At 63.5% G+C, this 14,981-nt stretch carries 12 protein-coding genes; 3 read left to right on the top strand and 9 right to left on the bottom strand.

What is annotated here, in order from left to right; translation table 11 throughout:
- The first annotated feature begins 79 nt into the window (after positions 1–79).
- The 3 genes from D5041_RS06205 to D5041_RS06195 all read left to right on the top strand — a co-directional run bounded on the left by D5041_RS06205 (position 80) and on the right by D5041_RS06195 (position 6,079).
- Complete coding sequence (locus D5041_RS06205; protein WP_265284106.1) at positions 80–2,836, top strand: hypothetical protein; 2,757 nt, start codon at positions 80–82, stop codon at positions 2,834–2,836.
- A 66-nt stretch (positions 2,837–2,902) separates the two neighbouring features.
- Positions 2,903–4,240 (top strand): IS4 family transposase, encoded by a 1,338-nt coding sequence (locus tag D5041_RS06200; protein ID WP_265257567.1) that lies wholly within the window; start codon positions 2,903–2,905, stop codon positions 4,238–4,240.
- A 150-nt stretch (positions 4,241–4,390) separates the two neighbouring features.
- Positions 4,391–6,079 carry a hypothetical protein gene (locus tag D5041_RS06195; protein WP_265284105.1) on the top strand — a complete coding sequence of 563 codons (1,689 nt, stop codon included), beginning with the start codon at positions 4,391–4,393 and terminating at the stop codon, positions 6,077–6,079.
- A gap of 37 nt (positions 6,080–6,116) precedes the next feature.
- Here the strand turns inward: D5041_RS06195 and D5041_RS06190 are convergent, their stop codons facing one another.
- The 9 genes from D5041_RS06190 to D5041_RS06150 all read right to left on the bottom strand — a co-directional run bounded on the left by D5041_RS06190 (position 6,117) and on the right by D5041_RS06150 (position 14,951).
- Complete coding sequence (locus D5041_RS06190) at positions 6,117–7,124, bottom strand: Ldh family oxidoreductase (protein ID WP_265284104.1); 1,008 nt, start codon at positions 7,122–7,124, stop codon at positions 6,117–6,119.
- Between the two features lie 2 nt (positions 7,125–7,126).
- Positions 7,127–8,056 carry a hydroxyacid dehydrogenase gene (locus D5041_RS06185; RefSeq protein WP_265257964.1) on the bottom strand — a complete coding sequence of 310 codons (930 nt, stop codon included), beginning with the start codon at positions 8,054–8,056 and terminating at the stop codon, positions 7,127–7,129.
- 13 nt (positions 8,057–8,069) lie between these two features.
- Positions 8,070–9,050, bottom strand: a complete 981-nt coding sequence (locus D5041_RS06180; protein ID WP_265284103.1) for a Bug family tripartite tricarboxylate transporter substrate binding protein — start codon at positions 9,048–9,050, stop codon at positions 8,070–8,072.
- A gap of 5 nt (positions 9,051–9,055) precedes the next feature.
- Positions 9,056–10,231 carry a UxaA family hydrolase gene (locus D5041_RS06175; RefSeq protein ID WP_265257966.1) on the bottom strand — a complete coding sequence of 392 codons (1,176 nt, stop codon included), beginning with the start codon at positions 10,229–10,231 and terminating at the stop codon, positions 9,056–9,058.
- Between the two features lie 33 nt (positions 10,232–10,264).
- On the bottom strand, positions 10,265–10,546 hold the full coding sequence (locus D5041_RS06170; protein ID WP_265257967.1) for a UxaA family hydrolase: 282 nt from the start codon (positions 10,544–10,546) through the stop codon (positions 10,265–10,267).
- Between the two features lie 130 nt (positions 10,547–10,676).
- Positions 10,677–11,678, bottom strand: a complete 1,002-nt coding sequence (locus D5041_RS06165; protein WP_010099890.1) for an alcohol dehydrogenase catalytic domain-containing protein — start codon at positions 11,676–11,678, stop codon at positions 10,677–10,679.
- A gap of 27 nt (positions 11,679–11,705) precedes the next feature.
- A complete protein-coding gene (locus D5041_RS06160; RefSeq protein WP_265284102.1) occupies positions 11,706–12,473 on the bottom strand; it encodes an SDR family NAD(P)-dependent oxidoreductase in 768 nt (255 codons plus the stop codon).
- Positions 12,474–12,484: 11 nt separating this feature from the next.
- Entirely contained in the window at positions 12,485–13,798 is a 1,314-nt protein-coding gene (hpsN, locus tag D5041_RS06155) for a sulfopropanediol 3-dehydrogenase (protein WP_265282562.1), read from the bottom strand.
- 103 nt (positions 13,799–13,901) lie between these two features.
- Positions 13,902–14,951 (bottom strand): ABC transporter substrate-binding protein, encoded by a 1,050-nt coding sequence (locus D5041_RS06150; RefSeq protein ID WP_265282561.1) that lies wholly within the window; start codon positions 14,949–14,951, stop codon positions 13,902–13,904.
- Between the last annotated feature and the right edge of the window lie 30 nt (positions 14,952–14,981).

The following is a 14,981-nucleotide window of genomic DNA, read 5'->3' as shown; positions in this document are numbered from 1 at the left end:
CGGCTGGCCGTGATACCCGTCATGCAATAACGCCATACGAAAGTACCGTCAATCATGTGTTCCAACAAAGGAGTCCGTCATGATAAAAACTTTGCTCACCCTCATGCTTCTGGTCGGCGCCCTGCTGACCGCCTGCGGAGACGGGGACGGCGTGCAGACGCAGCCGCCTGACGCAGCGTCCGCGCCCGAGCCCGCGCCCGTGGGAAGAATCGATCGTTCCGATGTTGGTCCGGCGCAAGTGATCTCTCTCTCGCTCAAGGAACTGGACCTTCCTGCGGGCGCCGACCAGGTCACGCCCTCGGGCGCCGTATCGGACGCCTTGCTCAAGGACGGGCAACTGCGCTTTTCCACCCCCGGCGACACCGGGGAGGATCAGGAAGCGGCGTTCGAGATCAGGAGTGGCGCCACCATGTCGGTGCGCCATCTGTTGCTCAGGTCCCCGCGGCCGACTGTCGTAGAGGCGTACGAGCACACGCCCGGCAAGTTCCCGCCGCGCCCGGAACTGACCGTCGAGGGCCTGGGGCCAGACAATGCACTGACCGGTGCTCCACTGACTTTCAGGGTGAAAGGATTGTCCGCGCCGGATCTGAAGGACCGCAGCAGAGGGGAGATCACCGTCGCCACCGCCGAAAGAGCTTATAACCTCTTGGTGAAGTTGGATGACTTCTGGTCTTTTAATCCGGAAGATTCCAGCCTTTCAATCTCGGGTCCAACCATGCAGCGAATACTGGGCATGCTGCCAAAGGGCGACTTTGAGTTGGCACTGACCTTGAGTTCCAGGGCCAACGGCAAGGATTTTACGGCTAACTATTACACGCGGGTGATGAAGGCGGATGCGCGGCTGTCGGGCAAGTTGCTCTCGCAGCAGGGCGATCCGGTCAGTTCGCTGGCGGGCCGCAAGGTTTTGCTCGAAGGGGTCCATACGCGGATGCGGGCCGTCGCCGTGCTGGATGCCAATGGCGCCTTTGCGTTCGAGCGCGTATTGCCCGACGTCTATTTTCTGACCTTGAGCGACCTAGACTATCCGAATGCCATCAGAATCAGTTTTCCGATCTACGAAGACAGCACGCAGGCCCAAGTCTCCATGGTGGTCCCGTCGGGCCTGGGCGTCGATACCGGCGCCAAGACAGCCGCAAAGCGAACGCCCTCGGGTTCGCTGGCTGCCAGGAGCAGCGTGACGCAAGACGGCAAGGGGCCCCCCGCACGCAGCGTCCCCGCGACCAAGCGCTCGGCGCCATCGGCTCCGCTTTCCGCAGAGGGGGTCGATCGCGCGGTCTTTAGCGCCACTGCGGTCGAGCAGGACCAACCCGTGAACAAGAAGATTGACTTCATGGTGCCGGTCGGCACCGAGAGCGTTGGCGTCAAGATTACCGTGTTTGCCGAGGAGTCTCTGTTCTACCCCGTCATGAGCATGGCCGAAATGAGGCAACTGGCCGAGAAACGTCTGCAATCCGGGGAGCGTCCACCAAAGAAAAGAAAGTACACCGATTCTTGGTCGTACTCTGTCGTGGGACTTCCGGACACCCAGCTTTCGGCCAGCGGGGTGATAAACGAAGTGCGTCATCATGATATCCAGGGCCGCATGACCAAGACCATGTGCGTAGACGTGGCCGAGCAGACCCAGAACGCTGCTCTGAGCATCAGCGGCAGCGTGGGCGCAACGAATATCGGCGACAAGCTTCTGCCAATCACCACGACGGTTGAACTGACGCTGGAATGCAGGAAGCTTAAAAGTTCGTCGGCCAAAATCGAAGTCTCTTCGGCCAAATTCCTGTCGCCGAACAAGAATTCCAAACCGGTAATTTCCCCGAAAAACATTGGGGATGGGACCAGGGGCAACTTGGCCGGTCTCTACCTGTCAATCCCGAAAGGCAGCAGCGACAACACCAACACGATTCCGCTTGAAATCAAGTATTCGCCAGCCGATGCGAACATCACCGAAGTGAACGTGGGGATGAATGGACTGATTTCGGGTAGCACGGGGGGCATTCCCCCGAATTTTTCCACCGTCAATCTGTTGACGCAAAATCATACCAGCACGCCTGGTCAGATCAAGTTCCCTGGAATTTCTCTGCCCATCTTCCCTGATCAAGGGACCAGGGAAAGGGGAGAGGTGGCCATCACGGTCCGTCTCAAAGGCAGTGTAGGGGGCGTCGAGGTGAGCTCCGATCCCGCGGCGGGTGGGCGGGTCGCATTTTCTGATGGAAGGAATGAATTTAAGCCACTCTACCTTGCAGGAGAGGTTGAAGGCCTGTCCGGCCGACGCTATGGCCTGCGCGATAATGGCGGCGATTCGTGGGCTACCGCACGAACCATCGAAAAGCTTCTCGCCAGTCCTTACCCCTTCAACGACATCAGCAGCCAGCATGTCACCCAAACCAGCGCCGGAGGTTCAATTCTCGAGCATAAAGGCCACAGCGATGGCCAGCAGATCGACATGCGCTACGCCGACGGCCAAGGTGGCTATAGCGAAGCGCTGGGCGGGGCGAATAATGGCGAATACATCAAGCAACTGATCTACGCCGCCTCGTCCGAGGTGAAAAACAACATAATACCAAAACCAAAATTGAAAGCATTGCAAGATTGGATTATCAAAAATCGCACCATGCTTGCGTTTGAGGCGCGTCATCACAAAACCCGCATCATCTATATCGGAGACTCGTTCATCGAAGAGGCACTTGTCCACGGGAAATTCCCGGCCGCCTCGGCCGCCTCGGCCGCCGGGTCAGCCGATATTCCCGGCTGGGGTGCATGGACGGACAAGCCAACGAATGTCAGGCCCGATCCCGATCACCGGCACCATTGGCACCTGAGCTTCTCGGACGAGAAGGTCTGAGCCATCTCTTTATACACAAGCCCCCGAGCATAAGCTATGCTACCTATTTCATAGCGAAAGCACACAATGAACTGGGTAGCCACGGAATTCAAGAGCATGAACCTGGGGGACCCCAGACGCAAACAGCGTGCGATCCACCTGATCGAGAGCTTGAGCGCCAAGCCCACGGCCAGTATCCCCCAAGCCTGCGGCGATTGGGCCGACACCATCGGAGCCTACCGCTTCTTTGGCAATGAGGAGGTCCAGTGGGAAGACATCCTGGCGCCGCACATCGAAAACTCGGTGGCCCGCATGGCGGCGCACGAGCATGTTTTGTGCATCCAGGACACCACCGAACTGAACTTCAATGGGCAAAAGGCCAAGGGGTTGGGGCCACTGAGCTACGAGGCCCAGCGCGGCATGTACCTGCACCCCACGTACGCCATCTCCACCTCGCGCGAGCCGCTGGGTGTGCTTGATGCGTGGATGTGGGCACGACAGCCGCGCCAGAGCGATGGTAGCCGTCCTGGCGTCAGCGAAAGCCTGCGCTGGATAGAGGGCTACGAACGACTGGCCGAGATGGCCCCGCAGTTGCCCAATACACGACTGGTCTACGTGGCCGACCGCGAGGCTGACATCATGGCCCTGATGGTGCGAGCACGTGACTTGGGCGAGCCAGTGGACTGGTTGCTGCGCAGCAAACACAACCGAGTTCTCGGAGAAGACGACAAACTGTGGAGCCGGGTGACGGCGGGTGATTCGCAGGGAGAGATTCGTTTCACCCTTGCCTCGCGCCAGGGGTCGCGCCCTCGTGAAGTGGTACAGCAAGTGTGGGCGCAAGCGCTGGAGTTGCCCGATGGCCACGGCGGGTTTGTGCAGGCCACATGCATCGTTGCCCGGGAGGAGCCGCTGGCGAATGGCGAAAAGCCCATCGAGTGGAGATTGCTGACGAACTTGCCCGTGGAGACCCTGGAGCAAGCCGCGCGGATGATCGACTGGTACCGGGCGCGCTGGGAGATCGAAATGTTCTTTCATGTGCTCAAGAACGGTTGCCGGATTGAAGCCTTGCAGTTGGGCAGTGTCAGCAAGATAGAACGCGCGGTGGTGCTGTACATGGTGGTGGCCTGGCGCATTGCCCGGCTGATGCGACTGGGGCGTAGCTGCCCGCAACTGGATGCGCAACTGATGTTCGAGCCCGACGAATGGAAAGCGGCATACATCCTGAACAAGCAAGAGTTGCCCAAGGAGCCGCCCACGCTCAACGAGGTGGTGCGGCTGATTGCCAGGCTGGGGGGCTTTCTTGCGCGAAAGCGCGATGGTGAGCCCGGAGTCAAGACCATCTGGCTGGGAATGCAGCGCATTCTTGACTTTGCCGCTGGCATCAGGTTCTGTCGCGAGCTTCAGGCTCAGGGGAGCTGTGTATAACGAAATGGGTCTGAGCGTACCGGAGCAACCATACGCGTTTTGCGTTCGCTGGGGCCGCTGCAATCCGGTAGCGGCCCCAGCGGCTGGCCGTAATACCCATTATCCATACGAAAGTACCGTGAATCATGTGTTCCACCGAAGGAGTCCGTCATGATGAAAACTTTGCTCACCCTCATGCTTCTGGTCGGCGCCCTGCTGACCGCCTGTGGAGACGGGGACAGCGTACAGACGCAGCCGCCTGACGCAGCGTCCGCGCCCGTGGGAAGAATCGATCGTCTTGATGTTGGTCCGGCGCAAGTGATCTCTCTCTCGCTCAAGGAACTGGACCTTCCTGCGGGCGCCGACCAGGTCACGCCCTCGGGCGCCGTATCGGACGCCTTGCTCAAGGACGGGCAACTGCGCTTTTCCACCCCCGGCGACACCGGGGAGGATCAGGAAGCGGCGTTCGAAATCAGGAGCGGCGCCACCACGTCGGTGCGCCATCTGTTGCTCAGGTCACCGCGGCCGACTGCCGTAGAGGCGAACGACCACACGCCTGACGAGTCCCCGCCGCTCCCGGAACTGACCATTGAGGGCCTGGGGCCAGACAACGCACTGACCGGCGCCCCACTGACTTTCAGGGTGAAAGGATTGTCCGCGCCGGATCTGAATGACTTCAGCACAGGGGAGATCGTCGATGGAAGAACCAGTACCATGTTGGTGAAGTTGAAGGACTTCTGGTCCTTCAATCCGGAAGATTCCAGCCTTTCGATCTCGGGCCCGGCCATGCAGCAAATTCTGGGCATGCTGCCAAAGGGCGACTTTGAGTTGGGACTGAACTTGAGTTCCAGGGCCAACGGCAAAGAGTTTACGGCTGTCTATTACGCGCGGGTGATGAAGGCGGACGCGCAGCTGTCGGGCAAGTTGCTCTCGCAGCAGGGCGATCCGGTCAGTTCGCTGGCGGGCCGCAAGGTTTTGCTCGAGGGGATTCATACGCAGATGCGGGCCGTCGCCGAGTTGGACGCCAATGGCGCCTTTGCGTTCGAGCGCGTATTGCCCGATGTCTATTTTCTGACCTTGAGCGACCTGGACTATCCGAATGCCATCAGAATCAGTTTTCCGATCTACGAAGACAGCACGCAGGCCCAAGTCTCCATGGTGGTCCCGCCGGGTCTGGGAGTCGATACCGGCGCCAAGACAGCCACAAAGCGAATGCCCTCGGGTTCGCTGGATGCCAGGAGCAGCGTGACGCAAGACGGCAAGGGGCCCGCCGCACGCAGCATCCCCGCGACCAAGCGCTCGGCGCCATCGGCTCCGCTCTCCGCAGAGGGGGCCGATCGCGCGGTCTTTAGCGCCACTGCGGTCGAGCAGGACCAACCCGTGAACAAGAAGATTGACTTCAAAGTGCCGGTCGGCACCGAGAGCGTCGGCGTCAAGATTACCGTGTTTGCCGAGGAGTCTCTGCTCAATCCCATATTGAGTGCGTCCGAAGTGGAGCAACTGATCAAGAAATATGAGCAATCCCGGGAGAGTCCCCCAGAGAAGAAAAAGTACAGCGATTCCTGGTCGTATTCTGTCGTGGGACTTCCAGACACAGACATCCAGCTTTCGGCCAGCGGTTTGGCAAACAAATTGGAGTACGATGCCCAGGGCCGAATGACCAAGACCATGTGCGTGGACGTGGCCGAGCAAACCAAGAACGCTGCGTTGAACATCAGCGGCAGCGTGGGCGCAACGAATATCGGAGACAAGCTTCTGCCAATCACCACGACGGTCGAACTGACGCTGGAATGCAGAAAGCCCAAAAGTTCGTCCGCCAAAAGCGGACGTCCGCTTGACCAGGCTATCCGCCCAGCTTGAAAAGCAGCAGGACCACGAGAACCGCCCCCCAGTTTGATCAGGCCATGCCCGCCAACACCCGGATCGGAACCAGCGTCGCTTCGGGAACGTCGATGCCCAGGCTCTGCGCCCTGAGCGCGAGATCAAAGCGCCGGTACCCCGGCACGCGCACGCCTGCGTCCGCCAGCATCGCCGACATCAGCGCCTCCACCCGTGCGAAGTAGGTGGCCGAACCGGACAGCGCCGACGGGTCCACCACGATGAACGCCTGACCCAGCTTGGGCCGATTGCCTTCCTTGACGAAGAAGGAATCGGCCTGCGCGCCAAACTGTGCACCGGTGAGCGAAGTCACCAGCAGTTCGACGATCAAAGCCAGCATCGCGCCCTTGGCGCCGCCCGCCGGCAGCATGGAGCCTTCCAGTCCCTTGGCGGGGTCGGTGGTCGGATTGCCTTGCGCGTCGAGCGCCCAACCCAACGGAATGGCTTCGCCCTTCCTGGCCGCGAGCATCAACTTGCCGCGCGCCACTTCGGACAAGGAAAGGTCCACGGTCACCGGCTTGGCGCCCTGGCGCGGGAACACCGCAGCAATCGGGTTGGTGCCGAAAAGCGCGCGCCTCCCGCCGGCGGCGGGCATGGCGGCCGGAGCGTTGCCGAAAGCCAGGCCGACCAGGCCCTCTGCGGCCACTGCCTCCAAATGATGCGCAGCAACACCGAAATGGTGGCTGTTGGTGACGGCCCCGATGGCGATGCCGCAGGCCCTGGCGCGCGCAATGGCTTGCCCGACAGCGAGTTCGCAGGCCGCGAAGGCAAAGCCATCGCCAGCGTCGATCAGCACCGCGCCGGCCCGCTCGGCCTGAATGCGCGGCCGGGCGTTGCCGACAACGCGGCCGGCCTCCATGTGGCCGACGTACATCGGCACGCGCGCGAGGCCGTGCGAGGCCAGCCCCTGCGCTTCGGCGGCGACCAAGGCGCGCGCCGTGGGCTCGGCCTGAGCGGCAGACGCACCGGCATTTTCCAAGGCGCGCCGGGTCAGCGTTTGCAGTTCTTGCAGGGTATGCAGCGGCATCGTCAAGCGCCCAGAACCCTGGCCACTTCGGCCGCGATCCTTGTGGAGACCCGTGCGTTGGCCTCGGCGGTGACGCCCGCCACATGGGGTGTGAGGATCACGTTCGGGCAAGCGGCCCACGGGTTGCCGGCTTTGAGCGGCTCGGGATCGAACACGTCGATCGCCGCACCGCCCAGCGCACCCGACTTGATCGCGCGGGCCAGCGCAGCTTCGTCGGCAATGCCGCCACGCGCGGTGTTGATGACGATCGCACCCTTCTTCATGCTGCCGATGCGCTCAGCGGACAGGAGGTTCCTGGTATCCGGGGTCAGCGGCACGTGCAGGCTGACCACGTCTGCGCGCGCCAGCACGTCGGACAGGCGCATGCTCTCGACGCCGCTGTGCGTCCACACCGCATCGTCGTTGTGCAGCAGCGGGTCGTGCGCGACCACGTGCATGCCCAGGCCTTGCGCGAGACGCGCCGTGAGACGGCCGATGCCCCCGAAGCCGACAAGACCCAGGGTCTTGCCCGCCGTCTCGCGGCCGGTGGAGAGCTGCGCGCGCGGCCATGCTCCGCCGGCCACCTCGCTGCTGGATTGATACACGCCGCGCAGCAGCACCATGCAGGTGGCGATCACGTACTCCGCGACCGCCACCGAATTGGCACCGGTCGCGCAGAGGACTCTGATGCCGCGCGCCTCGCAGGACGCGACGTCGATGTTGTCCAGGCCCACGCCCAGACGCCCGATCACGACGGCCCTTGTGCAGGCGGCGAGCAACGCGCCGCGCACCTGCGTGCGATTGCGCACCACCACCGCATCGGCCTGCGCGACGGCAGCCATGAGCCGCGCTGCGTCATCGACCAGCTTCGGGTCGTAGACGACGTGGAACTTCTGGCAGAGCGACTCAACCGCCGGGAGGTCCATGAATTCAGTGATGACGATTTTTTTCATGACGAACCCAGAACTAATCAGCGCGAATTCCGCGCTCCTGGATGATGTTGCGCCAGCGCGCGACGTCCTGCTGAATCACGCGGCCAAACTCGGTGGGGCCCAGGCCCGTGGGCGTGAAGCCCATGCCGAGCATCCTGTTGCGCAGCTCCGGCAGCTTCAGCGCCTTGATGACTTCGGCGGCGACCTTGTCGACGACCGCAGCGGGCGTTCCCGCAGGCATCACCAATCCCGTCCAGTTCTCGAGTTCCATGCCCGTCAGACCCGCTTGCGCAAAGGTGGGCACGTCCGGCAGCAAGGGATGGCGCTGAACGGACGTGACGGCCAGCGCGCGCAGTTTGCCGGCCCTGACGTAGGGCGCGGCCTCCGGAAGGTTCGCCACGATGAAATCGAGCTGACCGCCGAGCAGATCGTTGAGCGAGGGAGCGCCCCCCTTGTAGGGCACGTGCTGCGCGCTGATCCTGCCACTCAGCACGAGCAACTCCAATCCCAGGTGCGGTGGCGTGCCGTTGCCGGAGGACCCTCCGTTGAGCGACTTGCCCCGCGCATCGAGCAGGAATTCCTGCAATGTGTTTGCCCGGTTGTCGGCATGCACCACCAGCACCAACGGGCTGTTCGCCAAGTGGACCACGGGGGTCAGATTCTTCGTCAGGCTGTAGGGAAGGTGCGCAAAAAGCGACTGGTTCACCGCGTGCGTGAGCGTGATGGCCAGCCACGTATAGCCATCCGCCGGTGACTTGGCCGCCAAGTCGGCGCCCAGGCTGGCGTTGGCTCCCGGCTTGTTGTCGATCACCACCGGCTGCATCAGCGACTCGCTCGCCTTCTGGCCGACCAGCCGCGCAATGGCGTCGGTCAGGCCGCCCGCGGCAAACGGCACGATGTAGCGCACCGGTTTGCCGGGGTAGTCGGCGGCCTGGGCCTGCGCGCGCATCGGGAGCACGACCAGACCTGCTGCCGCAGCCACGATGACCGAAAGCACCCAGCGCCGCGTATTCATGCGACTCAAGCGCTTTCAAAGAGTCTCGTCAGCACGAACTCGCGGTGACCCAGCGCCTCGGCGGCGGTCCAGCGCCCATTGATCGTGCGCATCATCATGTCGAGCAGCTGATCGCCGGCCTGGTCCAGGGTGCGTTCGCGCTGCAACAGGCCCGAGCAATCGACGTCGATGTGCTCGCCCATGGTTCGCACGGTGCGCGGATTGGCGCAGATCTTGATGACCGGGACAATGGCGTTGCCGATCACGTTGCCCTGCCCCGTCGGAAAGAAGTGCACCACGAAGCCCGAGGCGGCGCACAGGGTGACCATTTCCGCAGCGGCCGACGACGAGTCCATGAACCAAAGGCCCGGATGCAGGGGGCGCTCGGCCTTGTCCAGCACGCCGTCCACGGTGCACTTGCGGCCGATTTTCTGGATGTTGCCCAGCGCCTTTTCTTCGATGGTGGTCAGCCCGCCCGCGATGTTGCCCTTGGTCGGCTGTGACTCGGAGAGATCGCTCGTCTTGTTGCGCTGGATCATGTCCTGATAGCGCTGGAACATCTTCATGAAGTCCTCGCGCACCTGGTCGTTCGCGCAGCGCGCCGCCACGATCTGCTCGCCGCCCGTCAGCTCCGATGTTTCACCGAACACCAGCGTGGTGCCCAAGGCATGCAATTTGTCGAACGCGTCGCCCACCGTCGGATTCGCGCCGCAACCCGACGTGGTGTCTGACTCGCCGCATTTGGTCGATACCCAGAGGTCGGAAATGGGGCATTCGACTCGCTGCATCTCGCTGGCGTGCTGAACGTACTGCCTGGCGGCCTTCGATGCCTGCATGATGGTCTCGTGGTCGCCATGGCCTTCGATGCCAAAGCCCACCACGGGCTTGCCCGTCGTGGCGATGCCGTCAACCACTTTCCGGGTCCAGCCCTCTTCGATCCCGATGACCACGACAGCGGCCACGTTCGGGTTGCAGCCCGCGCCGATCAGGGTCGCGAAATGCAAGTCCAGGTCGGCGCCGAATTGCAGGCGACCATACGGATGGGGAATGGCCATTGCGCCCTTGACGTTGTGCGCAACGGCCTCGGCAGCAGCATTCGAGAGGTCGTCCAGCGGCAGGATCACGACGTGATTGCGCACGCCGACGCGGCCGTTTTCGCGGCGGTAGCCCCGGAAGAAGGTGTCTTTGGTGATGCTTGACATGGAAAGGTCCTGGATGAACTTGATGCGGGCGGCTTACCAGCGCTTGGTCCTGATGTTTTGCACGTGCGCGTGCTCGCCGGCCTTGACCGCGGTGACCACCTTGCCGATGTCGGTGCCGTACTTGATGACCGTCTCGCCTACGGCGAGGTCCTTCATGGCGACCTTGTGGCCCAACGGAATGTCGGCCTTGCACGGAATCTGGATCGTGCGGTCTTCGTCGAGGATCAACGCCGTGAGGACCTGACCGGCCTGGACGCCCTCAGTGACCACGACCGCAACGCTGTCGTCGGGGTCGTGCAATACGCAATGGATCATGGGTTCTCCTTCGAGAGTGGGGGGCGAAGACAAGTATGCGTTTCCGAATAAGTCAACCATATCATCCATATGACTTGGTTGATGAAGTGTTTTCCCTTAGGGCAACCGATCCGCCCGATGGCCGCGCCACTCAGGGCAGCAGAACAATCTTGGCCGCCGCGGTACGGCCCTGATCAAGGTCTTCGAAAGCGCGCGGGCCATCGGCCAGCGGCCGCTGCTCCACCCAGGACAGATCGCCGAATACGCCGCCGTGCAGTGCGGCGACCGCCGCGCGGAGGTCTGCCGTCGTATAGGTGTAGGTGCCCAGCAGCGTGATCTCGGCCAGGGTCAGCTTGCGCATGTCGATCTCGCTCGCCCCGTCCTGCAGTCCCACGTGCAGGACGACGCCGCCGGGCCTGATGGCGCGCAGCGATTGCTGCCGCGTCACGCCGGCGCCCACCGCGTCCAGCACGTAGTCAAACTGGTTTTCGCCAGGGGCCTGTTGCCGGGGGTCGAGCACGGTGCACGCGACGTGGGTTCGCAGGGCCGCTCTGCGCAATGCGTTGGCTTCGCTCATGCTCAGCTCGGTCACGCCAAGGCGCTTCAGGAGCAAGCCCGCCAACATGCCGATCGCGCCGCCCCCGATCACCAAGACCTTGCACGCGTGCACCGGGCGCTGAAGGACCCGCAGGGACCCGTGGATGGCGTGCCACGCCGTCGCCGCGGGTTCCGTGAGAGCGGCCGCCCAATCCGGCATGTCCTGCGGCATCGCGATCAGGGAAGCGGCCGGAATGCCCATGAACTCTGCATACGCGCCTGGGCGAGTCATGCCAAGCATCGTGCGGGCGCTGCACAGGTTGTTGCGCCCCTGAACGCAGTACGCGCAAACACCGCAGGTGATGAGCGGATTGCCCGTAAAGCGCATGCCGCGCTCGAAGCCAGCGGCCGCCGTCTCGACCACCGTCCCCACGAACTCGTGCCCGAGTACCAGGCCAGGCTTGCGGCGCGGATCGTGTCCGCGCCATGCGTGCAGGTCAGAGCCGCAGATGCCGACGGCATCGATCCTGAGCACCACTTCGCCGGGACCCATCCCGGGAAAGGGACGGTCCTGCATTTGCAGTTCCCTGGCTTGGGTGTAGACGAGTGCCTTCATGTTCCATTCCTCAAGCGTGCCGGTGACTCACCGCGCGGTGAATCCCCCATCGACCATGAGCGTCTGGCCGGTGACGTACGCACTGGCATCGCTCGCCAGGAAGACCGTGGCTCCATGGAGGTCCTTCAACTCTCCATTGCGGCCCATGGCCGTCTGTTCGGCGTTGCGCTGCCAGTGCTGCGGGTCTGCAAGAACCGGAGCGGTCAACGCGGTCGGAAAGAAGCCCGGTCCGATGGCATTGCAAGTAATGCCGTAGGGCGACCACTCCTGCGCGATGGCGCGCGTCATCTGTACCACCCCGCCCTTTGCGGCGCCATAGGGCGCGCTGTTGGCGAATGCCCGAAAGCTCTGCAGGGAGGCGACGTTGACGATTCGGCCCCAGCCGCGCCGCGCCATGCCGGGTGCCAACGCTTGCGTCATGAAGAAGGGGGCCGCGAGATGCAGGTTCAGCTGCGTCTGCCAACTCGCGGGCGTGACTTCGGCGAACGGCTCCCTCAAGTTCACGCCGGCGGCGTTCACGACGATGTCCACGCCGCCCCAATCAGCCTCAGCGGCACGCGCCGCCGCGGTGACGGCGGCCGGGTCGGCGAGGTCGGCGGCCACGGAGCTCACCACGATCCCCCGTGCGCGCAGCCGTTCCTGCGCAGCATGCAGCGCGGGCCATCGCCGGGCCATCAGCAGCACGCGCGCACCGGCGCTGCCCAGCGCGAGCGCCATGGCTTCGCCGACTCCGGAACTGCCTCCGGAGACGAGCGCACGCCGGCCGGTCAAATCGAAAAGCTGCGCCAGACGCATGGCGGCGCAGCTCAGGCGACAACGGGTTCGCCGAGCTCGAAGCGCTGCCCGGGAAAATATTTCGCCAGCCGGGCGTCGGCCGTGCGCGCATGGGCTTCCATGCCTTCGAGGCGCGAGATGCGCGCGGTGACCTCAGCGATTTCGCGCACGCCCTCGCGCGTCATGCGCTGCCACGTGAGCGTCTTCATGAACTTGTGCACGGACAATCCACCCGAATAGCGCGCAGCGCCCTTCGTGGGCAGAACGTGGTTCGGCCCGCTCGTCTTGTCGCCGAAAGCCACGGTCGTTTCTTCGCCCAGGAAGAGCGAGCCGTAGCAGGTGAGATGCGCCAACCACCAGTCGAGGTCCTGGCAGTGAACTTCCAGATGCTCGCAGGCATATTCGTCGGACACGGCGCGCACTTCCTCGCGCGTGTCGCAGACGATCACCTCGCCATAGTCACGCCATGCGCAGGCCGCGGCGTCCCGGGCGGTCGGCGGCAGCGCACCAATCAGCGCGGGAATGCGCTGCATGACGTCCCGCGCGAGTTCCTTCGACGTCGTGAACAGCCATGCAGGAGACTCGTGCCCGTGCTCGGCTTGGCCCACCAGGTCGCTCGCAACCATTGCCGCGTCGGCGCGCTCGTCCGCGATGACGGCCACTTCGGACGGACCCGCGAATACGTCGATGCCCACCTGGCCGAAGAGCCTGCGCTTTGCTTCGGCGACGAACTTGTTGCCTGGCCCCACGATCACGTCGGCCGGCTTTTCCGTGAAAAGGCCGTAGGCCATGCTCGCGATCGCCTGGACTCCGCCCAAGGTCATGATGACGTCTGCACCGGCCCGATCGAACGCATACATCAGGCAGGGGTGCATGGGCCCGCCGCGAAACGGCCCTGAGCAAGCAATGACCGTCTGCACACCGGCAGCCTTCGCGGTCGCCACGCCCATGTAGGCGGACGCGATGTGGGCGTATCGGCCGGCCGGTGCATAGCACCCGGCCACATTCACTGGCAGCACGCGCTGTCCGGCCGTGACGCCCGGGTGGAGGCCCACGGAGAACTCCTGCATGGAATCGCGCTGCGCGGCGGCGAAGTCACGCACTTGCCCGATGGCGAAATCGATGTCGCGGCGCACGGCCACCGGGACCTCTGCGGCGCGGCGCCGAATCTCGTCGCGATGCACGACGATCTCGCCATCCCACGCGTCGAGCTTCTGCGCATATTCGCGAACCGCCGCTTCGCCGCGCGCGCCGATGGCGGCAAGCATCTCGCGCACGACCTGCTGCGCAGCCCCGGTTTCCGTCTCAAGGGTTTTGTCGGCCTTTTTCAGATAGGTCACGGTCATATCGATCTCCGGAACGCGGCGGGGACGGCCGCTTGAAGGTTTTGTTTTGATAGCGCTTACAGCATCCGACGCGGTCATGTGCCGCTATTTGCGGGGCAGGACACTAATTGGTACGGTTCGCGAACTCGCGCAATTTCGGGTCCGCGTTGACGCGCTTCATGTACGCCTCGGTGATGTATGCGTTTGACGCCGGAGCGTTCTGGATGGCGCCCGTGCCGCGCATGAAGTGGGCAATCTGGCTGAACCACCCGTCCATCTCCGAGTCGCCCCGGCTGCGATCCATGCGCGCCAATTGCTGATCGAGCCGGAAGGTGGGGCGCGTCGCAAATTCCTTTTGCAGGGAAACGTCATCGACCTGCGTGCCGCCCTGTTCGTAGAACCTGCGCATCATCGCGATGGCCTCGCCACGGTTGGCGTGCATCCACGACCAGGCGCGCAGGTAGACCGCCAGGAACTTGGCCACGTTCTCCGGATTTTGCTGCGCGTAGTCTCCGCGCGCGACCAACGCGCCAGGGACTATGACTCCACCGTCCTTGCCCGAGCACAGTTGGACCGCGCCGGCCTTCTCTTCCACTTGGTAGGTGTTGGGCGCCCAGAGCCCTGCCAGCGCTCCGCCCCCTGACGAGAGGGCCGAGATGATCTCGGCCTGGCCCATGTTCCTGATGCTGACGTCCGACTTCGACAGGCCGTATTTCCTCAGGCATGCCTGCACGGCGAAGTCCCCCGTCGAATTGCTGGTCACGAGAATTGTTTGGCCCTTGATCGACGCCGGGTTCTTCACGAATTGCTGCGCAGCCGCCTGGCTGGCCATCAACGCATTCGTGCCGGACTCGTCGTTGCTCAGCCCGACCGTCCGGATCCCGAAACGCAGAAATCCCAACACGGCCGGCACGGAGCCCGTCGCGCCAACGTCCCACGACTTGGACGCAGCCGCAGCCATCTGCGGCACGCCGGCGGGAAAGACGCTGAACACGGGCCTCAACCCGACCTCGGCCCACCAGTTCTTTTCCGTGGCGACGAAGAAGGGCAGCGCCCAGTACAGGGCCGGCTGGTAGCTCACCTTGATTTCCGTGAGTTCGGTCGGCTGGGCATGCGCCCCCAGCGTCGCGCCCACCGCCACTGCGGAGAGGATCGCCTGCTTTATGCGGTTCATGGAATGTTTCCTGGTTCCAGTCAGAGGACG

The sequence above is a fragment of the Verminephrobacter aporrectodeae subsp. tuberculatae genome (genome assembly GCF_026127385.1).
GTDB lineage: Bacteria > Pseudomonadota > Gammaproteobacteria > Burkholderiales > Burkholderiaceae_C > Acidovorax > Acidovorax aporrectodeae.
The sequence above is the reverse complement of the archived record's forward strand: the minus strand, read 5'-3'. Positions and strand labels throughout refer to the sequence as shown.